Genomic DNA, 25,590 nt, shown 5'->3' on the forward strand with positions numbered 1-25,590 from the left:
CCCATAGCGTAAGCTAGTAAGATCCCTGAAAGATGATCAGGTTGATAGGTTCGAGGTGGAAGCATGGTGACATGTGGAGCTGACGAATACTAATAGATCGAGGACTTAACCATATAATATGTAGCAATGTTATCTAGTTTTGAAGGAATATGCCTTCATAGTTTGGTGATGATGGCAGAGAGGTCACACCCGTTCCCATACCGAACACGGAAGTTAAGCTCTCTAGCGCCGATGGTAGTTGGGACCTTGTCCCTGTGAGAGTAGGACGTCGCCAAGCAAGAACCTAAGTTATTTTGACTTAGGTTTTTTTGTGTTTATTTTTATTTACCGAATGCTATAATCCGTAAATTTAATAAAGCTACAGACGAAAAAAGAATGAAGTAGAGACTCTTTAAAATAATAGTAATGATTTTTTGTGTTCCTGATTTTCCTAATGTCGCTAAAGTAATACTTAAAATAGGACACATTATTTCTATCATAAGTATATATTTTAAATAATGAGATGCTATAAATAAATATTTAATAATTACAGAAATTACTGCAATAGAGAAAAATAAATAGGATAATAGCATAGTTCTTTCTTTAACAGTTATCCTCCTTAGAAATTAAATCGTTATAATAATACAAGAGTGTATATATTTTGATTAAAAACATACTGAAGTGCTATTTAAACGATAAATACATAAAATAGATCTCTAGAAATATATATTCTAATTCCCTTTTCTTCTTGTATATAGTTGCAATTCTTCTTTTGAATATAACTAAAACACGAACGTTATTGACTGCTAATAAAAAAACATTCGATTATTTATTGACATTGTTTATGAAATATTGTTAATATAGCCATAGAAACAATAATATAAGACCTCATATAATCGCGGGGATATGGCCTGCAAGTCTCTACCTAACGACCGTTATTCGTTAGACTATGAGGGAAAGTCACTCGGTATTTTTCTATTCACAAGGGATACGTATGCCTGAGTAGAGCGCTTTCTCTCATAGTAAAAGAGAAACTGTTCTATTTCAGGCTTTTTTTATTTGAATCGGGGGGATTCTAATATGAAATCACTAGTTGGAGTCATAATGGGAAGTACGTCAGACTGGGAAACAATGAAATATGCTTGTGACATTTTAGATGAATTAAATATACCGTATGAGAAAAAAGTTGTATCCGCTCATCGGACTCCGGATTATATGTTTGAATATGCAGAGACGGCTCGTGAACGTGGATTGAAAGTTATTATTGCTGGAGCTGGTGGAGCAGCACATTTACCAGGAATGGTTGCAGCGAAGACAAATCTTCCTGTAATTGGAGTTCCAGTTCAATCAAAAGCATTAAACGGCTTAGATTCATTATTATCCATCGCCCAAATGCCAGGAGGTGTTCCAGTTGCAACTGTTGCAATTGGTAAAGCCGGTTCAACGAATGCTGGATTACTTGCCGCACAAATACTTGGATCATTTCATGATGATATACATGATGCATTAGAATTGAGACGAGAAGCGATTGAAAAAGATGTGCGTGAAGGTAGTGAGCTAGTATGACGAGAATCATTTTACCTGGAAAAACAATCGGTATTATTGGAGGCGGCCAGCTAGGAAGAATGATGGCATTGGCAGCTAAGGAGATGGGATATAAAATTGCTGTTTTAGATCCTACAAAGCATTCGCCATGTGCACAAGTTGCTGATATTGAAATTGTTGCACCATATGATGATTTAAAAGCAATTCAGCATTTAGCAGAGATAAGTGATGTTGTCACATATGAATTTGAGAATATTGATTATAGATGTTTACAATGGCTTGAAAAACATGCGTACTTACCACAAGGTAGTCAGTTGTTAAATACAACGCAAAATCGTTTTACAGAAAAGAATGCGATTGAGAAGGCTGGGTTACCAGTAGCAACGTATAGATTAGTTCAAAATCAAGATCAGCTTACAGAAGCAATTGCTGGGTTATCATTCCCTTCCGTCTTAAAAACGACGACAGGTGGATATGATGGGAAAGGGCAAGTTGTTTTAAGAAGTGAAGCTGATGTTGAGGCAGCAAGAAATCTTGTGGATAAAGCAGAATGTATTTTAGAGAAATGGGTGCCTTTTGAAAAAGAAGTATCAGTTATTGTGATTCGTAGTGTAAGTGGTGAAACAAAAGTGTTTCCAGTAGCAGAAAATATTCATGTAAATAACATTTTACATGAATCTATCGTTCCAGCTCGCATTACAGAAGAGCTTTCTCAAAAAGCAATTGCGTATGCAAAGGTACTTGCGGATGAATTAGAACTTGTGGGAACACTAGCTGTAGAGATGTTTGCTACAGATAATGGTGAGATTTATATTAATGAATTAGCGCCAAGACCTCACAATTCAGGACACTATACACAGGATGCATGTGAAACGAGTCAATTTGGTCAACATATTCGAGCAATCTGTAATTTACCTCTAGGAGAAACAAATTTGTTAAAACCAGTTGTCATGGTAAACATTTTAGGCGAACATATAGAAGGGGTCCTAAGACAAGTGAATAGATTAACCGGGTGCTATTTACACTTGTATGGAAAAGAAGAAGCAAAAGCACAGCGAAAAATGGGGCATGTTAATATTTTAAATGATAATATTGAAGTCGCTCTAGAAAAAGCGAAGAGTTTGCATATTTGGGACCATCAAGAACAACTGTTGGAGGGAAAAAGATGATTAGTCGTTATACACGCCCTGAAATGGGTGCGATTTGGACGGAAGAGAACAAATTTAAAGCGTGGTTAGAAGTTGAGATTTTAGCTTGTGAAGCATGGGCTGAGCTTGGCGATATTCCAAAAGAAGATGTTAAAAAAATTCGTGAACATGCATCATTTGATATTGATCGTATTTATGAAATTGAAAAAGAAACACGTCATGACGTAGTTGCATTCACTCGTGCTGTATCAGAAACGCCAGCATTAGGCGAAGAACGTAAATGGGTTCATTACGGTTTAACATCTACAGATGTAGTAGATACAGCATTATCTTACATCTTAAAACAAGCGAATGAAATTATATTAAAAGACTTAGAGAACTTTGTAAGCATTTTAGCTAACAAAGCGAAAGAGCATAAATACACAATCATGATGGGAAGAACACACGGTGTTCATGCAGAACCAACGACATTTGGTTTAAAACTTGGTCTTTGGTATGAAGAGATGAAACGTAACGTAGAGCGTTTCAAACAAGCTGCTGATACAGTTCGTGTTGGTAAACTATCTGGTGCGGTTGGTACATATGCAAATATCGATCCATTCGTAGAAAAATATGTTTGTGAAAATTTAGGATTAGAAGCAGCACCAATTTCAACACAAACATTGCAACGTGATCGTCACGCACACTACATGTCAACACTTGCACTAATTGCAACATCTATCGAAAAGATGGCAGTTGAGATTCGTGGTTTACAAAAGAGTGAAACACGTGAAGTTGAAGAAGCTTTCGCAAAAGGTCAAAAGGGTTCTTCTGCAATGCCACATAAACGTAATCCAATTGGTTCTGAAAATATGACTGGTTTAGCTCGTGTTATCCGCGGTTATATGATGACAGCTTACGAAAATGTTCCATTATGGCATGAGCGTGACATTTCTCACTCTTCGGCAGAACGCGTAATTTTACCAGATGCTACAATCGCATTAAATTACATGTTAAATCGCTTTGGTAATATCGTTAAAAACTTAACTGTATACCCAGAGAATATGAAACGTAATATGACAAGAACATACGGCTTAATTTATTCTCAGCGCGTAATGCTTACACTAATCGACAAAGGTATGGTACGTGAAGAAGCTTATGATATCGTACAGCCTAAAGCGATGGAAGCTTGGGAAACACAAGTACAATTTAAAGAGCTTGTAGAAGCTGATGAGCGTATTACAAGCAAGTTAACACAAGAAGAGATTAATGAATGCTTCAACTATGAGCATCATATGCAACACGTTGATACAATCTTTGAACGCCTTGGATTAAACGAAGCGTAAAATTTCATATGGCACAGAATAGAGTCATTCTGTGCCATTCTTTATAAAAATATTATTCACATTTTTCAAACTACAGGGGGCTTGCGAAATGCAAAAGCTAGAATTGCTGTATGAAGGTAAGGCAAAAAGAATTTATCGTACAGAATCAGCAGATATGGTTTGGGTAGAGTACAAAGATAGTGCGACTGCTTTCAATGGGGAGAAAAAAGAGACGATTACAGGAAAAGGTCGTTTGAACAATGAAATTACAACTTTATTGTTCAGAAAGTTACAAGAAGTGGGAATTAAAACACATTTTGTTGAGAAGTTATCTGAAACAGAACAACTTGTTAAAAAAGTGAGTATTATTCCTTTAGAAGTTGTCACAAGAAATGTAATTGCAGGAAGTCTTTCAAAACGATTAGGAATGGAAGAGGGAACTGTACTTGCAGAACCAATCGTAGAATTTTACTTCAAAGACGATGATTTAGGAGATCCGCTTGTAACGGAAGATCATATTCGTGTATTAAACGTTGCATCGCCAGAGCAAGTAAGTGTATTACGAGATATGGCTCTACAAATCAATCAAGTGTTGATTGATCATTTCGCAAGCTGTCGTGTAAGATTAGTAGATTTCAAATTAGAGTTTGGTGTAACGGAAGAAGGAGAAATCATTTTAGCGGATGAAATTTCACCAGATACTTGCCGTTTATGGGATGAAACGAGCAATGAAAAGTTTGATAAAGATGTATTCCGTCGTGATCTTGGAAATTTAACAGATGCTTATGAAGAGATTTTAAAACGTTTAGGGGGAATTTCACATGTATAAAGTTAAGGTATATGTAACATTAAGAGAAAGCGTATTAGATCCACAAGGAACAGCAGTAAAAGGAGCACTTCATAGTCTTTCATTCACAGAAGTACAAGACGTTCGAATCGGAAAGTACATGGAACTAACAATTGATAAATCTGTATCTGATTTAGATAGCAAGGTAAAAGAAATGTGTGAAAAACTATTAGCGAACGTTGTAATGGAAGACTTCCGTTATGAAGTTGAGGAGGTTGTCGCACAGTGAAATTTGCCGTAATAGTATTTCCGGGTTCGAACTGTGATGTCGATATGTTCCATGCAATTAAAGATGAGCTTGGCGAAGAAGTAGATTACGTTTGGCACGATACAGAGAATTTAGATGAATATGATGCAATTCTACTACCAGGTGGATTTTCTTATGGTGACTACTTACGCTGCGGTGCTATCTCTCGCTTTGCTAATGCAATGAAAGCAGTGCAAAAAGCTGCTGAGCAAGGAAAGCCGATTTTAGGTGTATGTAATGGATTCCAGATTCTTGTTGAATCAGGATTACTACCAGGAGCGTTAATAAGAAACGAAAACTTAAAATTTATGTGTCGCACTGTTCAGTTACGTGTTGAAAATAATGAAACGATGTTTACATCACAATATGAAAAAGATGAAATAATTAATATTCCAATCGCGCATGGTGAGGGGAATTACTATTGTGATGAAGCGACTCTTAAACAATTAGAAGAGAACAATCAAATCGCATTCCGTTACGTAGAAAACCCTAACGGTAGCGTTTCAGATATTGCTGGTATTGTAAATGAAAAAGGAAATGTACTTGGTATGATGCCGCACCCAGAGCGTGCTGTAGATGAATTACTTGGCGGTGCTGAAGGGTTAAAAGTCTTTCAATCTATCTTAAAACAGTGGAGGGAAACATATGTCGTTAATGCTTGAACCAAATCCAACACAAATTAAAGAAGAGCGTATATATGCGGAAATGGGGCTAACAGACGAAGAGTTTGCCATGGTTGAAAAGATTTTAGGTCGTCTGCCAAATTATACAGAAACAGGGTTATTCTCTGTAATGTGGTCTGAACATTGTAGTTATAAAAATTCAAAACCAGTTCTTCGTAAGTTTCCAACTACAGGTGAGCGCGTTCTGCAAGGACCTGGAGAAGGTGCTGGAATTGTAGATATCGGTGATAATCAAGCAGTTGTATTTAAAATGGAAAGTCATAACCATCCTTCAGCTATTGAACCATATCAAGGAGCTGCAACAGGTGTTGGTGGTATTATTCGTGACGTATTCTCTATGGGAGCACGCCCGGTAGCTCTATTAAACTCACTTCGTTTCGGTGAATTACAGTCACCACGTGTGAAATATTTATTCGAAGAAGTAGTAGCAGGAATTGCAGGATACGGTAACTGCATCGGTATTCCGACTGTTGGCGGCGAAGTACAATTTGATCCATGTTATGAAGGAAATCCACTTGTAAATGCAATGTGCGTAGGTTTGATTAACCACGAAGACATTAAAAAAGGGCAAGCGCACGGTGCTGGTAACACAGTAATGTACGTAGGAGCATCAACTGGTCGTGACGGTATTCACGGTGCAACATTCGCGTCGGAAGAACTATCTGAAAGCTCAGAAGCGAAACGTCCAGCGGTTCAAGTAGGGGATCCATTTATGGAAAAGCTTCTTATTGAAGCGTGTTTAGAATTAATTCAATCCGATGCACTTGTTGGAATTCAAGATATGGGTGCGGCTGGTTTAACATCATCATCTGCAGAAATGGCAAGTAAAGCAGGAATGGGTATTGAAATGTACTTAGATGATGTACCACAGCGTGAAACAGGAATGACACCATATGAAATGATGCTATCTGAATCACAAGAGCGTATGTTAATTGTCGTGAAAAAAGGTAGAGAACAAGAAATAGTAGATTTATTTGAGAAGTATGGTCTTGCAGCGGTTACGATGGGGAAAGTAACAGAAGATAAAATGCTTCGTTTATTCCATAAAGGTGAAAAGGTAGCTGAAGTTCCAGCAGATGCTTTAGCAGAAGAAGCACCAATTTATCATAAGCCATCAAAAGAAGCAGCATACTTTGCTGAATTCCAAGCAATGAAAATGGAAACGCCAAAAGTAGAAAATTATAAAGAAACGTTATTCGCTTTATTACAGCAACCAACAATTGCAAGTAAAGAGTGGGTATACGATCAATACGATTACCAAGTTCGCACAAGCACAGTTGTTACGCCAGGTTCAGATGCTGCAGTTGTACGTGTACGCGGTACAGAAAAAGGATTAGCAATGACGACAGATTGTAACTCTCGCTACATTTATCTAGACCCAGAGATGGGCGGTAAAATTGCAGTAGCAGAGGCAGCGCGTAATATCGTATGTTCTGGCGGAGAGCCACTTGCAATTACAGATTGCTTAAACTTCGGTAACCCAGAAAAACCAGAAATCTTCTGGCAGATTGAGAAATCAGTAGACGGTATGAGTGAAGCTTGTCGCACATTACAAACACCAGTTATCGGCGGAAACGTATCGATGTATAACGAGCGTAGTGGTGAAGCTGTATATCCAACACCAACTGTTGGGATGGTCGGACTTGTGCATGACTTAAAACATGTAACAACACAAGAGTTTAAGCAAGCTGGTGATTTAGTGTATGTAATTGGTGAGACGAAAGCTGAGTTTGGCGGAAGTGAATTACAGAAAATGATTCACGGCAAAATTTTCGGTCAATCACCAAGTATCGATTTAGATGTAGAATTAAAACGCCAAAAACAAGTATTAGAAGCAATTCAAGCTGGTCTTGTTCAATCTGCACATGATGTTGCTGAAGGTGGTTTAGCAGTTGCGATTTCAGAAAGTGCAATTGGTGCTAAAGGCTTAGGTGCTACTGTGAAATTAGATGGAGAAGCAACAGCAGCATTATTCGCTGAATCACAGTCTCGCTTCGTGATAACTGTAAAACGTGAAAATAAAGAGGCGTTTGAGAAAGTGGTAGAAGCAATCCAAGTTGGAGAAGTAACAAGTACAAATGAAGTAACAATTCATAATGAAGAAAATGAAGTATTACTTACAGCAAATGTAGATGAAATGAGAAAGGCTTGGAAAGGGGCAATCCCATGCTTGCTGAAATAAAGGGGTTAAACGAAGAATGTGGCGTTTTCGGAATTTGGGGGCATGAAAATGCAGCACAAGTTTCATACTACGGATTGCACAGTTTACAGCACCGTGGGCAAGAAGGCGCAGGCATTGTCGTAAATAATGGGGAAAAAATCGTCGGTCACAAGGGGTTAGGTTTAATATCAGAAGTGTTTTCAAGAGGTGAGCTAGAAGGATTAAATGGAAAATCAGCAATCGGACATGTACGATATGCAACAGCTGGTGGAAGTGAAGTTGCTAACGTTCAACCATTGTTGTTCCGTTTTTCCGATCATAGTATGGCGTTAGCTCATAACGGAAATTTAATTAACGCAAAAATGCTTCGTCGTGAATTAGAAGCAGAGGGCAGTATTTTTCAAACTAGTTCAGATACAGAAGTACTTTTACATCTTATTAAACGTAGTACGAAAGATTCTTTAATTGAAAGTGTAAAAGAAGCTTTAAACAAAGTGAAAGGTGCGTTTGCGTATCTTTTACTAACTGGAAATGAAATGATTGTTGCATTAGATCCGAATGGGTTCCGTCCGCTTTCAATTGGAAAGATGGGGGATGCTTACGTTGTAGCATCTGAAACATGTGCTTTTGATGTAGTAGGTGCAACATACATTCGTGATGTAGAACCGGGTGAATTACTTATCATTAATGATGAAGGAATTCACGTAGATCGTTTCACAAATGATGTAGAACATGCAATTTGTAGTATGGAATACATTTACTTTGCACGACCAGATTCTAATATTGCAGGCGTTAACGTTCATGCAGCACGTAAGAATATGGGGAAACGTTTAGCGGCAGAAGCTCCTATTGAAGCAGATGTTGTTACTGGTGTACCAGACTCTAGTATTTCAGCTGCGATTGGCTATGCGGAGGCGACAGGTATTCCATATGAGTTAGGATTAATTAAAAATCGTTACGTTGGACGTACGTTTATTCAACCTTCTCAGGAACTGCGAGAGCAAGGGGTTAAGATGAAGCTTTCCGCAGTAAGAGGTGTAGTTGAAGGGAAACGAGTTGTTATGATTGATGACTCTATCGTAAGAGGAACGACAAGTAAACGAATTGTTCGTATGCTTCGTGAAGCTGGAGCGACAGAAGTTCACGTAAGAATTGCTTCACCACCTCTGAAATATCCATGTTTCTATGGCATTGATATTCAAACGAGAAAAGAATTAATTGCAGCAAATCATACAGTAGAAGAAATCCGTGAAATGATCGGAGCAGATTCTTTAACATTTTTAAGCGAAGATGGATTAGTAGATGCAATTGGACGTCCATATGAAGGGAAATATGGTGGCCTATGCATGGCTTACTTTAATGGGGACTATCCAACAGCTCTTTATGATTATGAGCAAGAGCTTTTAGAAAGTATGAAATAAGAAAAGTGAAACAAGCTTCTACTTCTTTTGATGTAGAAGCTAGCTCCTTTCTTAAAATAGCCCGCCCTGGATGGGGAGAAATTAAAAGACGAGGTGTAAATAACGATGGCGAATGCATATAAGCAAGCAGGAGTAGATATTGAAGCTGGATATGAAGCGGTATCTCGCATGAAAAAACACGTACAAACAACTATGAGAAAAGAAGTACTAGGCGGTTTAGGCGGTTTTGGAGGTATGTTTGATCTATCAAAATTTGCATTAGAAGAACCTGTATTAGTATCTGGAACAGATGGCGTGGGAACGAAATTGATGCTCGCTTTTATGGCAGATAAACATGACACAATTGGTATTGATGCAGTAGCGATGTGTGTAAATGATATTGTTGTCCAAGGAGCAGAGCCGCTTTTCTTCCTTGATTATATTGCTTGTGGTAAAGCTGAACCTAGTAAAATTGAAAACATCGTCAAAGGTATATCAGAGGGCTGTCGCCAAGCTGGTTGTGCATTAATCGGTGGAGAAACAGCTGAAATGCCAGGAATGTATTCTACGGAAGAATATGATTTAGCTGGTTTTACAGTTGGGATTGTTGATAAAAAGAAAATTGTAACAGGTGAAAAGATTGAAGCTGGTCACGTGCTAATTGGCTTAGCATCTAGCGGTATTCATAGCAATGGTTACTCTTTAGTACGAAAAGTGTTACTAGAAGATGGAGAACTATCTTTAGAGCGTATTTATGGCCGCTTAGAACTACCTCTTGGTGAAGAATTATTAAAACCAACGAAAATTTATGTCAAACCTATTTTAGAACTATTGAAGAAACATGAAGTATACGGTATGGCGCATATTACAGGTGGCGGATTTATTGAAAATATTCCACGCATGTTGCCAGAAGGAATCGGTGCTGAGATTGAACTAGGATCTTGGGAAATTCAGCCGATCTTTAGTTTGCTTCAAGAAGTTGGAAAACTGGAAGAAAAAGAAATGTTCAATATTTTTAACATGGGTATTGGTATGGTAGTAGCAGTGAAGGAAGAAGATGCAAAAGATGTTGTTCGTCTTCTTGAAGAGCAAGGAGAAATGGCTCGTATTATTGGACGTACTATACAAGGAGCTGGCGTTACTTTTAATGGGGGCACAGCACTATGAGTAGATTAGCAGTTTTTGCTTCTGGAAGCGGATCTAACTTTCAATCTCTCGTTAATGCGGTAGAAGAAAAAAGATTGGATGCAGAAATTAGTTTATTAGTATGTGATAAACCAGAAGCACGCGCTGTTGGACGGGCAAATTATCATCATATTCCGTGTTTTGCTTTTTCAGCGAAAGCATATGAGTCAAAAGAAGCATTTGAAAAAGAGATATTAAAGAAGCTAGAAGAATATGAAATTGATTATGTTATTTTAGCTGGATATATGCGGTTAATCGGGCCGACGTTACTAGAAGCATACGGCGGGAAGATTATTAATATTCATCCATCATTACTACCGAGCTTTCCGGGTAAAGATGCTGTCGGTCAAGCGTTAGAAGCAGGTGTGAAAGTAACTGGAGTAACAATTCATTATGTAGATGCAGGTATGGATACAGGGCCAATTATTGCGCAAGAAGCAGTGGTTGTTTCTGAAGGGGATACGAGAGAAAGTTTACAAAAGAAAATTCAACAAGTTGAACATAAATTATACGTAAATACAGTGAATCAAATTGTTCAGTCTGTGAAAGAATCAACTGTTAACTAACATACAACCAGGGGTGAAGGATAAATGAAAAAGCGTGCATTAGTAAGTGTTTCAGATAAAACAGGAGTAGTAGAATTTGTTAAAGGGTTACTAGAACAAGGGATTGAAGTTATTTCAACAGGTGGTACGAAAAAGTTACTAGAAGAAAACGGTTTACAAGTAATTGGTATTTCTGAAGTAACTGGTTTCCCTGAAATTATGGATGGCCGTGTGAAAACGTTACATCCAAATATTCATGGTGGTCTATTAGCAGTTCGTGATAATGAAACACATGTAACACAAATGAATGAATTAGGTATGGAGCCAATTGACTTTGTTGTTGTTAACTTATATCCATTTAAAGAAACAATCGCTAAGCCTGATGTAACATTTGCTGATGCAATTGAAAATATTGATATCGGTGGCCCGACAATGATTCGCTCTGCTGCGAAAAATCATAAATTCGTATCTGTAATTGTAGATCCAGTAGATTATGATATTGTGTTAGCAGAACTGAAAGAGAACGGTGAAGTAGCAGAGGAAACAAAACGTAAACTAGCAGCGAAAGTATTCCGTCATACAGCAGCGTATGATGCGTTAATTTCTAACTACTTAACAGAGCAAATGGGTGAAGAAAGTCCAGAAACATTAACGGTGACATTTGAGAAAAAGCAAGACTTACGTTATGGCGAGAACCCACATCAAAAGGCAACTTTCTATAAAGCGCCATTCGCAGCAACTTCTTCTGTTGCATACGCAGAACAATTACACGGTAAAGAATTATCGTATAACAATATTAATGATGCAGACGCAGCGCTTAGCATCGTAAAAGAATTTACAGAACCAGCAGTAGTAGCAGTAAAACATATGAATCCATGTGGTGTTGGAGTAGGAACTGATATTCACGAAGCATATACTCGCGCTTATGAAGCAGATCCAGTATCAATTTTCGGCGGTATTATTGCAGCAAATCGTGAAATTGATAAAGCTACAGCAGAAAAGTTACATGAAATTTTCTTAGAAATTGTTATCGCACCTTCGTTCTCGCAAGAAGCTTTAGAAGTGTTACAAAGTAAGAAGAACTTACGTTTATTAACTATAAATATTGAAAAAGCGACAAGTGCAAGCAAAAAACTAACTTCTGTACAAGGTGGACTTCTCGTTCAAGAGGAAGATACGTTATCATTAGATGAAAGTACAATTTCAATTCCAACGAAACGTGAACCTTCAGAGCAAGAATGGAAAGATTTAAAACTAGCTTGGAAAGTTGTAAAACATGTGAAATCAAACGCAATTGTTTTAGCGAAAGATGACATGACAATTGGCGTCGGTGCGGGACAGATGAACCGTGTAGGTTCTGCAAAAATCGCAATTACACAAGCTGGTGAAAAAGCACAAGGTAGCGCACTTGCATCTGATGCTTTCTTCCCAATGCCAGATACATTAGAAGAAGCAGCAAAAGCAGGAATTACAGCAATCATTCAACCAGGCGGATCAATCCGTGATGAAGATTCTATTAAAGTGGCAGATACTTATGGGATTGCTATGGTGTTCACTGGCGTACGTCATTTCAAACACTAATAGAGGATGTTTAAAAAGTCCGGTTAAGATAACCTTTTATTGATATGAAAAAGCAAACTAGGAGCATAGCTTCTAGTTTGTACTTATTTAATTATTGGGGGATGAAATATGAATGTTTTAGTAATTGGCCGCGGTGGGCGTGAGCATGCTTTAGCTTGGAAGTTTGCACAATCTGAAAAAGTAGAAAAGGTATATGTAGCACCAGGTAATGAAGGTATGAGAGATGTTGCAATACCAGTTGATATTGATGAAAATGATTTTGATGCATTAGTTTTATTTGCCAAAGAGAATAATATTGAGTTAACTTTCGTTGGACCAGAAATTCCACTTATGAATGGAATTGTTGATCGTTTTAAAGAAGAGGGACTTCGCGTATTTGGTCCGAATAAAGCGGCTGCTGTTATTGAAGGTAGTAAAGCTTTTACAAAAGAGCTTATGAAAAAGTATGATATTCCAACTGCGGCGTACGAAACTTTTACCGATTATGAAGAAGCAGTACAGTATATTCAAAAAGTTGGTGCACCAATCGTTATTAAAGCTGACGGATTAGCTGCTGGTAAAGGGGTAACGGTAGCAATGACGCTTGAAGAGGCATTACAGGCTGTGAAAGAAATGCTACAAGATGTGAAGTTCGGCGCGGCAAGTAAGAAGGTTGTTATTGAAGAGTTTTTAGATGGACAAGAATTTTCATTAATGGCATTTGTAAATGGAACAACTGTACATCCGATGGTAATCGCTCAGGACCATAAACGAGCTTTTGATGGTGATAAAGGCCCAAATACAGGCGGAATGGGTGCATATTCTCCAGTACCACAAATTCCAGAATCAGCAGTCCAAGAAGCGATTCAAACTGTATTACATCCAACTGCTCAAGCAATGATCCAAGAAAATCGATCGTTTACAGGGATTTTATATGCAGGGCTTATTTTAACAAATGATGGTCCAAAGGTAATTGAATTTAATGCACGCTTTGGTGATCCTGAAACAGAAGTTGTATTACCTCGCTTAGAAAATGATTTAGTTGATGTATGTAACGCTGTATTAGATGAAAGTGAGTTAGTGTTAGAGTGGTCAGAGGAAGCAGTAATTGGTGTTGTACTTGCTTCAAAAGGATATCCAGAAGCGTATAAAAAAGGTGATATTATTAGTGGACTAGATGCACTGCAAGATGTGATTGTTTTCCATGCAGGTACAGCAATGAAACATGGGGACTTTGTAACGAACGGTGGCCGTGTATTATTTGTTGCTTGTAAGGCAAATAGTTTACAAGAAGCAAAAGATAAAGTATATAAAGAAATCGGTAAAATTGAGAGTGATGGTCTATTTTATCGAAGTGATATAGGATATCGTGCAATTGGGCATGAGATGACGAAAAGTTAATATGTAAAAATCCCGCTGAGGAATCAGCGGGATTTTTTATGCATCTTTATCTTTTTTTAATTTCCCTTTTTGCTTTGCCATTTCTCGAAGTAAATACTCGATGTGTGCATTGACGCTACGAAATTCATCATTTGCCCATTTTTCGATGACTGCGTGTAATTCAGGATCAATACGTAATGGAAAGCTTTTCTTTTTAGCCATAATTACTTATAGCCCTTAGTATAGGCTTCCTGTATTAATAACTGGTTGCGCACCTTTATCTGAAACGATGGCAACTAATAAGTTGTTTACCATATTTGCTTTACGCTCGTCATCGAGTTCTAGTACGCCTTCTTCATCTAACATATGGATGGAATCTTTCGCCATCTTCACAGCACCTTCAACAATTTCTTTTCTAGCAGCTAATACTGCTTTTGCTTGCTGGCGTTGTAGCATTGCATGGGCAATTTCTGTTGCGTAAGCTAAGTGCGTTAAACGAGTTTCTAATACTTCTACACCAGCAATTTCAAGACGCGCCTCTAACTCACGTTTTAATTCTTCAGAGATTTCTTCAGTATTTCCGCGTAACGTAACGCAGGTTTCATCTTGGAAATTGTCATAAGGATATTTTGTTGCAACATGGCGGATTGCCGTTTCGCTTTGAATTTCTACAAATCGATCATAATGTTCAACACCAAACATTGCTTTTGCAGAATCAACAACTTTATATACGATAACAGCTGCAATTTCAATTGGATTTCCATCAACGTCATTTACTTTTAATTTTTTACTGTTAAAGTTTTCAACACGTAAAGATACAGTTTGACGGAATGCGAACGGAATCGTTAAAAATAAACCGTTTTGACGAATTGTTCCTAAATAATTACCGAAGAACGTAATAACCTTCGCTTGATTCGGTTGAACAATACCGATACCTGTAGCGAGAACTGCGGCTAATATAATAGTTAGTGCTGCTCCTATGAAAATTTCTTGTGCAAGGAAAAATACACCGATAGCAGCTAAAATCAAAATTCCAATAATACCGAGAAAACCATTTACATAAAATACTTGTTTTTCTTTCATATGATCGCCTCCTGATATAAAAATGATATCACTTTTATATCATTTTAAGCAAGAGGTATGCACCTAATTTTCTGAATTTTATTGATTGATATCTTTTATATACATTTTAAGGTCAAAAAAGAGAATGTACGTTCTGTTTTATGGTAAAATAAAGAAGACTTAACCGCCCACTGCAGCAGCTAAGTCCCTTTGAGAGCATCTTGCATCGTGACAAATGATTCAAAGCGGTTTTGCCAGGATTATATTTTCAATCGCTGACTCAATCTCTTTGTCAGAAGCGTCATAACTTCCTTTTGACTTTGGCTTGTCATGAGTGGAAGTTTGATTCACTTCTTCTTTAGCATGTCCTTTTTCAGCAAAATTCATGCTAGGCATTTTAAATGCCCCCATATTCATGTATTTTCCGAATTTCCACATTTCAACAACAGGGCAGAAACGAACAATTCCTTCTGCAACTTTCATTGCACCAATCCATAGAAAAATGTTAGACCAAGTGCACCACGGCTTGCGTACAAGTTTAGTTGCACTACATCCGAAGAGGACGAGCCCAAGTGTAATTCGAATTAGAGCGTTTATTGTCCCGATATTTTGCTTCATTAGAAAAACACTCCTTTTTATGAAAGTTGAAATAGATAATACTATTTCTTTTATTAGTATCCCGTTTGATTTTTGGGATATGTAATCCAACATTTGACGTGGAAAAAGATGTTGGAATGTGCGTGTGTGTAAGTAACTTTTTTTGTTATAATGAAAGAATGCATAAAAGGAACTTCAAAATTAAATCCTCTAGTTTAAAAAATATGGAAGAGGTAATTCCAAACTTAATTCTCCGTTTTAAACAAATATTTAAGATGAAGTTAAAACAATAATGATGAAAATAAACTGTTATTTTGAACAGAAATATATATAACTAGAGAAAAGGAAGGGTGTTTTCATGTACGATATTTCCGGATGGAAACATGTATTTAAGCTTGATCCAAATAAGGAGTTAAGCGATGAACATTTAGAAATGATTTGTGAGTCTGGAACTGATGCGGTTATTGTAGGCGGAAGTGATGGAGTTACAATTGATAACGTATTACACATGCTAGTTAGCATTCGTAGATATGCAGTTCCTTGTGTATTAGAGGTTTCTGATGTAGAAGCAATTACACCAGGATTTGATTTTTATTACATCCCAAGTGTTTTAAATAGCCGAAAAGTAGAATGGGTAACAGGTGTTCATCATGAGGCATTGAAAGAATTTGGGGATATTATGGACTGGGACGAAATTTTTATGGAAGGGTATTGTGTTTTAAATCCAGAAGCGAAAGTAGCCCAGCTTACAGAAGCGAAATGTGATGTAACAGAAGATGACGTTATTGCATATGCTCGTTTAGCAGACAAGCTATTACGTTTACCGATATTTTATTTAGAATATAGCGGTACGTATGGAGATGTTGAACTTGTTAAAAATGTAAAAGCAGAATTGAAACAAGCTAAGTTATATTATGGCGGTGGTATTTCTAATGCAGAACAGGCGAAAGAAATGGCACAATATGCTGATACAGTAGTTGTTGGAAATATTATTTATGATGATATAAAATCGGCGTTAAAAACAGTTAAAGCAGTAAAAGGAGAGTAGGTGCAGGCGTATATGAGTATGACAGATAAGTTATTAAACGGTTTAAATCCACAGCAACAAAAAGCAGTACAAACAACGAATGGACCACTTCTATTAATGGCAGGTGCAGGTAGTGGTAAGACACGTGTGTTAACACATCGTATTGCGTATTTACTTGGTGAAAAAGGTGTAGCACCATGGAATGTACTAGCTATTACCTTCACAAATAAAGCAGCTCGTGAAATGCGTGAGCGTATTGATACACTTGTCGGACCAGAAGCAGAAGATATTTGGATTTCGACGTTTCACTCTATGTGTGTACGTATTTTACGACGCGATATCGATCGTATTGGTATTAATCGTAACTTTACAATCTTAGATTCAGGTGATCAGCTAACTGTAGTCAAAAAAATTATGAAAGAGCGCAATATTGATCCGAAGAAATTTGAGCCGCGCTCTATTTTAGCGGGTATTAGTAATGCGAAAAATGAACTGTTATCTGCGGATAAATATGCAAAAAAAATTACAATGGCTGATCCATATGAAAAATTAACGAGCGATGTATACACAGAGTATCAAAAACGTCTTTTGAAAAATAATTCATTAGACTTTGATGATTTAATTATGACCACGATTCAGTTATTTGAACGTGTTCCAGAAGTATTAGAGTTTTATCAGCGTAAGTTCCAATATATTCACGTTGATGAGTATCAAGATACGAACAAAGCGCAATATCTTCTTGTTAAACATTTGGCAGCGCGTTTTAAAAATCTTTGCGTTGTAGGTGACTCTGACCAGTCTATTTATCGCTGGCGTGGTGCAGATATTTCTAACATTTTGTCGTTCGAAAAAGACTATGAGAATGCACAAGTAATTTTGTTAGAACAAAACTATCGTTCGTCACAAAATATTTTAAATGCAGCGAATGCTGTTATTGAAAAAAATACAAATCGTAAGCCGAAGAAATTATGGACAGACAATCAAGTTGGAAGTAAAATCTCGTATTATCGTGCTGCAACTGAAAAGGACGAAGCGTATTTTGTTGCGAAAAAAATTCGTGACGATATTCAAATGGGGAAACGAAAATATACTGATTTTGCAGTGTTATATCGTACGAATGCTCAGTCTCGTATGGTCGAGGAGATTTTCCTTAAATCTAACATTCCGTACAAAATTGTCGGGGGTACGAAGTTCTACGATCGTAAAGAGATTAAAGATATTTTGGCGTACTTACGTTTAATCGGTAATCCAGATGATGAAATTAGTTTTGCACGTATTATTAACATGCCAAAGCGTGGGATTGGTGCGACTTCTATCGATAAAATTATTAATTACGGTGTGCAAAACGGAATTTCATTAACTGCTGTATTTGATGAAATTGAGCATGTTGGAGTAAGTGCAAAAATTACAAAGGCAGTAAAAGAATTTGCGAATTTATTAAATAACTGGGTAAATATGCAAGAGTATTTATCTGTTACAGAATTAGTAGAAGAAGTTATTGAAAAAACAGGCTATCGCGATATGTTGAAAAATGAACGTTCTTTAGAAGCGGAAGGTCGTTTAGAAAACTTAGACGAGTTCTTATCTGTTACGCAAACATTTGAATCTCAAAGCGAAGATAAGAGCCTTGTTGCATTCTTAACAGATTTAGCACTTGTTGCTGATATTGATCGTGTAGATGAAGACCCAACTGCTGGTGAAGAAGTTATTTTAATGACGATGCACTCAGCGAAAGGATTAGAGTTCCCGGTTGTCTTTATTGTTGGCTTAGAGGAAGGGATATTCCCTCATACTCGTTCTCTTATGGAAGAGGATGAAATGCAAGAAGAACGTCGTCTTGCTTATGTAGGTATTACTCGTGCAGAAGAAGAGCTATATTTATCTAACGCGCAAATGCGTACATTATTTGGTAGAACAAGTATGAACGCTGCGTCTCGATTCATTACAGAAATCCCGACAGAACTAGTGGAATCATTAAATGAAACAGCGCCAAAGCGTGAAACATCGTTTGGTGCAAAAGGCAGAACGGCAAGTAGCGGCAAAACGACAATCACAACGACAACACGCTCTCGTTCAGCTTTCGCGCGCCCTGCAGCTAAGACGACAGGCGGCGAACAAATTGGCTGGGCAGTAGGAGATAAAGCTTCCCACCAAAAATGGGGAGTCGGTACAGTTGTAAGTGTAAAAGGTGAAGGTGATGCAAAAGAATTAGATATTGCATTCCCAAGCCCAATTGGTGTTAAACGTTTGTTAGCAAAATTTGCACCTGTGACGAAACAATAGAAAGGAATGAGGATATGTCAAAAGAGATAGCAAAAAAACGTATAGAAGAACTGCGTGATTTATTAAATACATTTAACTATCAATATCACGTATTAGACAATCCTTCTGTTTCTGATGCGGAATATGACCGTAATATGCAGGAGCTTATAAAATTAGAAGCAGAGAACCCAGAGTTTATGAGTGAAGATTCTCCCTCCGTTCGCGTTGGGGGGACTGTTCTTGATATATTTGAAAAAGTAACACATAAGTCACCAATGTTAAGTTTAGGAAATGCATTTAACGAAGGAGATTTACGTGATTTCGACAGAAGAGTACGTCAAGGAATTGATGGTGCGAATGTAAGATATATATGTGAATTAAAAATTGACGGGCTTGCCGTTTCGCTTCATTATGAAAAAGGACGCTTCATTCAAGGGGCGACACGTGGTGATGGTGTAACGGGTGAAGATATTACTCAAAATTTAAAAACGATTAAAGCTATCCCACTTCGTTTAAATGAAGAAGTAACGTTAGAAGCACGAGGCGAAGCTTATATGCCGAAGCGTTCATTCGTTAAACTAAATGAAGAAAAAGAGCAAAATGGAGAAGATGTATTTGCGAATCCGCGTAATGCAGCAGCAGGTTCAATACGTCAACTTGATCCGAAAATTGCAGCGAAGCGTAACTTATCTATGTTTGTGTACGGTCTTGCGAATGTAGAAGAAAAAACAATTCCATCACATAGTGAATCGCTTGATTTCTTAGGTGAACTTGGATTTAAGACAAATCCAAATCGCCGTACATGTGAAACAATTGAAGAAGTTATAGCTTATGTAGAAGAATGGCAAGAAAAACGTCCGCATCTTGATTATGAGATTGATGGAATCGTTATAAAAGTAGATGATGTTGCCCTTCAAGAAAGTCTAGGAACTACAGCGAAGAGTCCAAGATGGGCGATTGCTTATAAATTCCCGGCTGAAGAAGTTGTAACGAGATTAACAGGCATTGAATTAAGTGTTGGCCGAACAGGAGTTGTAACACCGACTGCAGAACTAGAGCCAGTGAGAGTTGCTGGTACAATTGTTCGTCGTGCTTCTTTACATAACGAAGATTTAATTCGTGAAAAAGACATTCGAATTGGTGACTACGTTGTTGTGAAGAAGGCTGGAGATATTATTCCTGAAGTTGTGAACGTTATTTTTGATAAGCGTACTGGTGAGGAAGAAGAATACCGCATGCCAACTCATTGTCCAGCATGTGAGAGTGAACTTGTTCGTTTAGAAGAAGAAGTAGCACTTCGTTGTATAAATCCAACTTGTCCTGCTCAAATTCGAGAAGGGTTAATCCATTTCGTTTCAAGAAATGCAATGAATATTGATGGACTTGGGGAACGTGTCATTACACAACTCTTTGATGCTGATTACATTCGTACATTTGCTGATTTATATGCATTGACGAAAGAGCAATTATTACAGTTAGAACGTTTTGGTGAAAAATCAGCAACAAACTTAATACAAGCAATTGAAAATTCTAAAGAAAACTCGTTAGAGCGATTATTATTTGGTCTTGGAATTCGCCACGTTGGAGCGAAAGCAGCACGTACATTTGCAGAGCACTTTGAAACGATGGATGAGCTTGTAAAAGCAACGGAAGAAGAACTAAAAGCAATTAATGAAATTGGCGAAAAAATGGCTCAATCTGTTGTGACATATTTTGATAATGAAGATGTATTAGAGTTATTACAGCAGTTTAAAGAGTATGGCGTGAATATGACATACAAAGGTATAAAAATTGCAGATTTACAAAATGTTGAATCTTACTTCGCAGGAAAAACGGTTGTTTTAACAGGTAAGCTAGAAGTTATGGGGCGAAGTGAAGCGAAGAAGAAGATTGAGGCATTAGGTGGAAAAGTAACGGGAAGTGTTAGTAAGAGTACGGATTTAGTTGTTGCAGGTGAAGCGGCTGGTTCGAAATTAGCACAAGCGGAGAAACATAATGTTGAGGTTTGGAATGAAGAGAGGTTCTTACAAGAGCTAAATAAGTAAGAGGTGCAAACTTACCATGAAAAAAATAGCATTAGCGGTATTAAGCCTTGGCCTACTTGTAAGTGGGTGTAGTGCAGGTGCCGACAAAGATGAAAAAGTGGCTGAGAAATCGGGGAAAGCAAAAGAACAATCAGTTGTTCCAAAATACGCTATTTCGGATGAATATTATAAGACGACTATTCCATTTGATGGTGGAAAGGCACGTGGTTTAGTCGTGCAAGGGTTAAATAGTCGTCTTGATATAGATGAATTTGAAACAGGGTTAATGCGAATTGCAAAAGAATCATTTAGTACGAAAGATAATTTTTTAAAAGGCGGAAAAGCTCTAGATACTCAAACTATACAGATGCTTGTTAAAAGAAAACGTACAGATGCTGAACAAAAGGAACTAGAGGACAAATTAAAAAAAGATGCAGTTAAATTTCCTAATATAGGATTAAACCCTGCATTAGGAACAGGATCCGAATCACTAGAAGTGAAAAATAAAAAAAATCCAATATATATTTCGAATATTTTAGAGCATGATTATTATGTGAAAAAAGGCGATAACGACGAGGAACGCGTTGGTATGGTAGTTGGATTAGCGATGAATTCTGTTCAATATTTTAACGAAGAGCATGGTTATCCACGTGAAGCTGCAATCCCGGATGAAAAGATGTTAGCTGAAGGGAAAAAAATGGCGCAAGAAATTTTGAAAGTCATACATCAAAAAGAACCTGAAACCAAAAATATTCCAATAACATTTGCGATTTATCGCCAAGCTCCAAAGTCTTCGCTCGTGCCAGGTAATTTTGTTTCTTATGCGAATGTTGAAAAAGGTAGTGAAACGGTTGAAGATTGGAAACAAATTAATGAAAAATATTATTTGTTCCCATCAGAGCAAGCGAAAACAGATAATAAACGTGAAGACCTTGCAAGAGTATCCAACTTTAAGGCAAAACTAAGCGATTATTTCCAAGGCGACTATACAGCTGTTATTGGTACTGGTATGTATAGAGATGATGAATTAAGAGAAATGAAGCTTGATATTCCTGTCCAGTTTAATGGAAAAGCTGAAATAGTTGGGTTTACACAATATGTGGCAGGGCTTGTTATGGAATACTTCCCGAATTATATGAAAGTACAAGTAACGATTAAATCTGTAGAACGCCCAGAAGCTATTATTATACGTGAAGCAAAACAAGATGAACCACTTGTGAAGATTTTAGATTAAATATGAAGGCTGTTCCTCTATGGAACAGCTTTTTTTCTTATGTAATTTTGTTATAATTTAAAATGTTGTAAAAAATAGGGGTAAGGGGTAAAGCTCATGGAAGAATTAAGTTTTCAAGTCATTATTTTATTAATTGCATTCGGTTTTTTAGCAGCTTTTATTGATTCCGTTGTTGGAGGAGGAGGATTAATTTCGCTTCCTGCACTTATGTTTGTTGGCTTATCGCCAGCTTCGGCAATTGCAACGAATAAATTAGCGGCAACAATGGGGACGTTTACGAGTGCGATGTATTTCATTCGATCAGGAAAAGTTGATTTTAAAATTGTAGGAAAGTTAATCCCGTTAACTATTGTTGGAGCTGTTGCAGGTGCTTTAGTAGTAAAATTTATTCCACCGGATATTTTACGCCCATTAGTACTTGTAATGTTGGTATTTATTGCTATTTATATTATTGCAAAAAAGAATTGGGGAAGTGTGTCTACCTATAAGAAGATGACGCAAAGAAAAACATTAATATTTTTCTTTGCTATTTTAATGATAGGATTTTATGATGGATTTTTTGGACCAGGGACAGGGTCGTTTTTAATTTTTGCATTTTTATTAATTGGCTTGGATTTTATTCAAGCGGCAGCATCTGGAAAACTTTTGAACTTTGTTAGTAATATTGTATCTTTAATTACTTTTTTATTTTTAGATATAATTCATTTTGAATATGGTATTATCATGGGATTATCAATGATCTTAGGTGCTTATTTTGGATCGAAGTTTGCGGTTCAAAAAGGTGTTGGATATGTAAGGACTTTATTTTTATTAGTTACTATATTATTGATCGGGAAAAATGTTTTGGAATATACTCATATTTTGTAGATTCATACGCATGTATGAATCTCTTTTTTTTATTATATTTTAAAAATTTATTAATTTTTAAAATATAAGTCTAGGAATATTTGAATAAATCTAAATTATCGTGTAGAATAATGTTGTAAAATGTAAACGTTTTTCTAAGGGGAGGCTAAAAAAAATGGTAGTAGCATACAAACATGAGCCATTTACAGATTTTTCAGTGGAGGCTAACAAATTAGCGTTTGAAGAAGGTTTAAAGAAAGTAGAATCTTATCTTGGACAAGACTATCCATTAATTATTGGGGGAGAAAAAATCACTACAGAAGACAAAATTGTTTCTGTAAACCCTGCAAATAAAGAGGAACTTGTTGGTCGTGTTTCAAAAGCAAGCCGTGAGTTAGCTGAAAAAGCAATGCAAGTAGCGGATGAAACATTCCAAACTTGGAGAAAATCAAAGCCAGAAATGCGTGCAGATATTTTATTCCGTGCTGCAGCAATCGTTCGTCGCAGAAAACATGAATTCTCTGCTATTCTTGTAAAAGAAGCAGGTAAGCCATGGAATGAGGCAGATGCTGATACAGCAGAAGCAATCGATTTTATGGAATATTATGGTCGTCAAATGTTAAAATTAAAAGACGGTATTCCAGTAGAAAGCCGTCCAATTGAATATAATCGTTTCTCTTACATTCCATTAGGAGTAGGTGTTATCATTTCTCCTTGGAACTTCCCATTCGCAATTATGGCAGGTATGACAACAGCTGCTTTAGTTTCTGGTAACACAGTATTACTAAAACCAGCTAGTACAACTCCTGTAGTAGCAGCTAAATTTATGGAAGTATTAGAAGAAGCTGGCTTACCAGCTGGCGTAGTAAACTTCGTTCCAGGTAACGGTTCTGAAGTTGGTGACTACTTAGTAGATCATCCTCGTACACGTTTCGTAAGCTTCACGGGATCTCGTGATGTAGGTATCCGCATCTATGAGCGTGCAGCGAAAGTAAACCCAGGACAAATTTGGTTAAAACGCGTTATCGCTGAAATGGGCGGTAAAGATACAATCGTTGTTGATAAAGAAGCAGATCTTGAATTAGCAGCTAAGTCTATCGTTGCATCAGCATTCGGATTCTCAGGACAAAAATGTTCTGCATGTTCTCGTGCAGTAATCCATGAAGATGTATATGATCATGTATTAAATCGTGCTGTTGAATTAACAAAAGAATTAACAGTTGCTAACCCAGCAGTATTAGGTACAAACATGGGTCCTGTTAATGACCAAGCTGCATTCGATAAAGTAATGAGCTATGTTGCAATTGGTAAAGAAGAAGGTAGAATCTTAGCAGGTGGCGAAGGAGACGATTCTAAAGGCTGGTTCATCCAACCAACAATCGTTGCTGACGTTGCAGAAGATGCTCGCTTAATGAAAGAAGAAATCTTCGGACCAGTAGTAGCATTCTGTAAAGCGAAAGACTTCGATCATGCACTTGCAATTGCAAATAATACGGAATACGGTTTAACAGGTGCTGTTATTACTAACAACCGTGACCATATTGAAAAAGCACGCGAAGACTTCCACGTTGGTAACTTATACTTCAACCGTGGATGTACTGGTGCAATCGTAGGTTACCAACCATTCGGTGGCTTTAACATGTCTGGTACAGACTCTAAAGCTGGTGGACCTGATTACTTAGCACTTCACATGCAAGCAAAAACTACTTCTGAAACTTTATAAGAAATAGTAGAGGAGCTCTTCACAGAATGTGAAGAGCTCCTTTTAAAATTGAAATCCTATATACTACCATCGTTCGAAGGGAATGAGCTAAAACCTATTAATAGCGGGATAAACATGTGAACAGAGATAAAATGATGAGAAAAGTTGACTTATTAGTCATATTTTTTAGTATTCATTTTGAGAATTTCCTGTATAATACAATTTGAAAGAAAATCTATGGTTCGACAAGGAACACTCCTTTCGGTTTTGCTCACTGAAAGGAGTGTTTTTTATGTAGCTAAAAATTCTTGCGTGCTTATTACATTTGCATATACGCCATTTAAACTAGCTAAAATTGTATTGTGAATGTAAACAGCTGGTATAGTAGCGTTCTTAAAAGAAAGGTCTTTTGTAGCACAAGCATCATGTATAACGGTACATTGAAAGCCAAAATCGAATGCAGCCCTTACTGTAGCATCGATACACATATGAGTCATCATCCCACATACAACGACATGTTCAATATTTAAACGTTTTAATTGCTCTAGAAGATTAGTTTCTCGGAAGCTATTTGGATAATGTTTGACTATAACTGTTTCTTCTCTAAGTGGACGTACGCTTTCGTGAATATGTACACCTTCTGTATTAGGTAGGAAAAAAGTAGCGCCATCTTTTATAGCTACGTGTTGGATATGAAAAATAGGTTCGCTGTTTGTTCTAAAGTGTTGTAATAACTGATTAGCATATTCGCTTGCTTCTACTGGATTACGCAATTCCATCTTTCCATTTGGAAAATAATCGTTTTGAATATCGATGAGTAAAAGAGCTGTTTTCATATATTTATCTTCCTCC

General features: G+C 37.1%; 23 protein-coding genes, 2 rRNA genes and 1 riboswitch. Of the genes, 20 read left to right on the forward strand and 5 right to left on the reverse strand.

Translation table 11 applies throughout. The features are described 5' to 3' along the window. A 23S ribosomal RNA gene (locus GBN91_RS21825) occupies window positions 1-113 on the forward strand; the annotation flags it as partial. Between the two features lie 48 nt (window positions 114-161). Next, window positions 162-277 (forward strand): 5S ribosomal RNA (gene rrf / locus GBN91_RS21830). A gap of 43 nt (window positions 278-320) precedes the next feature. Here rrf and GBN91_RS29315 read toward each other — a convergent pair. Continuing rightward, entirely contained in the window at window positions 321-572 is a 252-nt protein-coding gene (locus GBN91_RS29315; RefSeq protein WP_000927500.1) for a hypothetical protein, read from the reverse strand. Window positions 573-847: 275 nt separating this feature from the next. Next, a riboswitch (purine riboswitch) is annotated at window positions 848-949 on the forward strand. Between the two features lie 110 nt (window positions 950-1,059). Here GBN91_RS29315 and purE point away from each other — a divergent pair. The 12 genes from purE to purD all read left to right on the forward strand — a co-directional run bounded on the left by purE (window position 1,060) and on the right by purD (window position 14,005). Then, window positions 1,060-1,545: a 5-(carboxyamino)imidazole ribonucleotide mutase gene (purE, locus tag GBN91_RS21840; RefSeq protein WP_000839365.1), complete on the forward strand. Its 486-nt coding sequence runs from the start codon at window positions 1,060-1,062 to the stop codon at window positions 1,543-1,545. Then, complete coding sequence (purK, locus tag GBN91_RS21845) at window positions 1,542-2,693, forward strand: 5-(carboxyamino)imidazole ribonucleotide synthase (RefSeq protein WP_000196774.1); 1,152 nt, start codon at window positions 1,542-1,544, stop codon at window positions 2,691-2,693. The genes purE and purK overlap by 4 nt, the downstream gene beginning before the upstream one ends. After that, window positions 2,690-3,997, forward strand: a complete 1,308-nt coding sequence (gene purB, locus GBN91_RS21850) for an adenylosuccinate lyase (protein ID WP_000625682.1) — start codon at window positions 2,690-2,692, stop codon at window positions 3,995-3,997. Before purK ends, purB begins: the two co-directional genes overlap by 4 nt. A gap of 88 nt (window positions 3,998-4,085) precedes the next feature. Then, window positions 4,086-4,805 (forward strand): phosphoribosylaminoimidazolesuccinocarboxamide synthase, encoded by a 720-nt coding sequence (gene purC, locus GBN91_RS21855; protein WP_001170544.1) that lies wholly within the window; start codon window positions 4,086-4,088, stop codon window positions 4,803-4,805. Continuing rightward, the gene (gene purS / locus GBN91_RS21860; RefSeq protein WP_000278823.1) at window positions 4,798-5,052 is read left to right on the forward strand and encodes a phosphoribosylformylglycinamidine synthase subunit PurS; all 255 of its coding nucleotides are present in this window, start codon (window positions 4,798-4,800) and stop codon (window positions 5,050-5,052) included. The genes purC and purS overlap by 8 nt, the downstream gene beginning before the upstream one ends. Beyond that, complete coding sequence (purQ, locus tag GBN91_RS21865; protein WP_000666774.1) at window positions 5,049-5,732, forward strand: phosphoribosylformylglycinamidine synthase subunit PurQ; 684 nt, start codon at window positions 5,049-5,051, stop codon at window positions 5,730-5,732. The genes purS and purQ overlap by 4 nt, the downstream gene beginning before the upstream one ends. Further along, complete coding sequence (gene purL, locus GBN91_RS21870) at window positions 5,716-7,935, forward strand: phosphoribosylformylglycinamidine synthase II (protein WP_000055564.1); 2,220 nt, start codon at window positions 5,716-5,718, stop codon at window positions 7,933-7,935. The genes purQ and purL overlap by 17 nt, the downstream gene beginning before the upstream one ends. Further along, entirely contained in the window at window positions 7,920-9,335 is a 1,416-nt protein-coding gene (purF, locus tag GBN91_RS21875; RefSeq protein ID WP_000879025.1) for an amidophosphoribosyltransferase, read from the forward strand. The genes purL and purF overlap by 16 nt, the downstream gene beginning before the upstream one ends. Before the next feature lie 105 nt (window positions 9,336-9,440). Next, window positions 9,441-10,481, forward strand: a complete 1,041-nt coding sequence (purM, locus tag GBN91_RS21880; RefSeq protein ID WP_001262439.1) for a phosphoribosylformylglycinamidine cyclo-ligase — start codon at window positions 9,441-9,443, stop codon at window positions 10,479-10,481. Further along, window positions 10,478-11,065, forward strand: a complete 588-nt coding sequence (gene purN / locus GBN91_RS21885; protein ID WP_000088589.1) for a phosphoribosylglycinamide formyltransferase — start codon at window positions 10,478-10,480, stop codon at window positions 11,063-11,065. Before purM ends, purN begins: the two co-directional genes overlap by 4 nt. A 24-nt stretch (window positions 11,066-11,089) precedes the next feature. Beyond that, entirely contained in the window at window positions 11,090-12,625 is a 1,536-nt protein-coding gene (purH, locus tag GBN91_RS21890) for a bifunctional phosphoribosylaminoimidazolecarboxamide formyltransferase/IMP cyclohydrolase (protein WP_000745439.1), read from the forward strand. A gap of 108 nt (window positions 12,626-12,733) precedes the next feature. Then, the gene (gene purD / locus GBN91_RS21895; RefSeq protein WP_152122330.1) at window positions 12,734-14,005 is read left to right on the forward strand and encodes a phosphoribosylamine--glycine ligase; all 1,272 of its coding nucleotides are present in this window, start codon (window positions 12,734-12,736) and stop codon (window positions 14,003-14,005) included. A 36-nt stretch (window positions 14,006-14,041) separates the two neighbouring features. Here the strand turns inward: purD and GBN91_RS21900 are convergent, their stop codons facing one another. From GBN91_RS21900 to GBN91_RS21910, 3 genes are all read right to left on the reverse strand, one after another. After that, entirely contained in the window at window positions 14,042-14,206 is a 165-nt protein-coding gene (locus GBN91_RS21900; protein ID WP_001085171.1) for a type II toxin-antitoxin system antitoxin, read from the reverse strand. Window positions 14,207-14,221: 15 nt separating this feature from the next. After that, the gene (locus tag GBN91_RS21905; RefSeq protein WP_000660669.1) at window positions 14,222-15,067 is read right to left on the reverse strand and encodes an SPFH domain-containing protein; all 846 of its coding nucleotides are present in this window, start codon (window positions 15,065-15,067) and stop codon (window positions 14,222-14,224) included. A gap of 219 nt (window positions 15,068-15,286) precedes the next feature. Further along, complete coding sequence (locus GBN91_RS21910) at window positions 15,287-15,664, reverse strand: YgaP family membrane protein (protein ID WP_000812346.1); 378 nt, start codon at window positions 15,662-15,664, stop codon at window positions 15,287-15,289. A gap of 337 nt (window positions 15,665-16,001) precedes the next feature. Here GBN91_RS21910 and pcrB point away from each other — a divergent pair, with 337 nt between their 5' ends. From pcrB to pruA, 6 genes are all read left to right on the forward strand, one after another. Further along, on the forward strand, window positions 16,002-16,691 hold the full coding sequence (gene pcrB, locus GBN91_RS21920; RefSeq protein WP_000272103.1) for a heptaprenylglyceryl phosphate synthase: 690 nt from the start codon (window positions 16,002-16,004) through the stop codon (window positions 16,689-16,691). A gap of 12 nt (window positions 16,692-16,703) precedes the next feature. Next, window positions 16,704-18,953 (forward strand): DNA helicase PcrA, encoded by a 2,250-nt coding sequence (gene pcrA / locus GBN91_RS21925; RefSeq protein WP_033695235.1) that lies wholly within the window; start codon window positions 16,704-16,706, stop codon window positions 18,951-18,953. Between the two features lie 14 nt (window positions 18,954-18,967). Beyond that, window positions 18,968-20,977, forward strand: coding sequence for an NAD-dependent DNA ligase LigA (gene ligA, locus GBN91_RS21930; protein ID WP_000031450.1), 2,010 nt, complete (start codon window positions 18,968-18,970; stop codon window positions 20,975-20,977). 16 nt (window positions 20,978-20,993) lie between these two features. After that, window positions 20,994-22,190, forward strand: coding sequence for a CamS family sex pheromone protein (locus tag GBN91_RS21935; RefSeq protein ID WP_000717027.1), 1,197 nt, complete (start codon window positions 20,994-20,996; stop codon window positions 22,188-22,190). A 96-nt stretch (window positions 22,191-22,286) separates the two neighbouring features. Then, window positions 22,287-23,057, forward strand: coding sequence for a TSUP family transporter (locus tag GBN91_RS21940; protein ID WP_000391974.1), 771 nt, complete (start codon window positions 22,287-22,289; stop codon window positions 23,055-23,057). 154 nt (window positions 23,058-23,211) lie between these two features. After that, the gene (gene pruA / locus GBN91_RS21945) at window positions 23,212-24,759 is read left to right on the forward strand and encodes an L-glutamate gamma-semialdehyde dehydrogenase (RefSeq protein WP_000259555.1); all 1,548 of its coding nucleotides are present in this window, start codon (window positions 23,212-23,214) and stop codon (window positions 24,757-24,759) included. A 269-nt stretch (window positions 24,760-25,028) separates the two neighbouring features. Here pruA and GBN91_RS21950 read toward each other — a convergent pair whose 3' ends face one another. Then, window positions 25,029-25,574, reverse strand: a complete 546-nt coding sequence (locus tag GBN91_RS21950; RefSeq protein ID WP_088362283.1) for a cysteine hydrolase family protein — start codon at window positions 25,572-25,574, stop codon at window positions 25,029-25,031. Window positions 25,575-25,590: the final 16 nt, after the last annotated feature.

The organism is Bacillus sp. B1-WWTP-T-0.5-Post-4 (assembly GCF_009183795.1).
GTDB classification, from domain to species: domain Bacteria; phylum Bacillota; class Bacilli; order Bacillales; family Bacillaceae_G; genus Bacillus_A; species Bacillus_A cereus.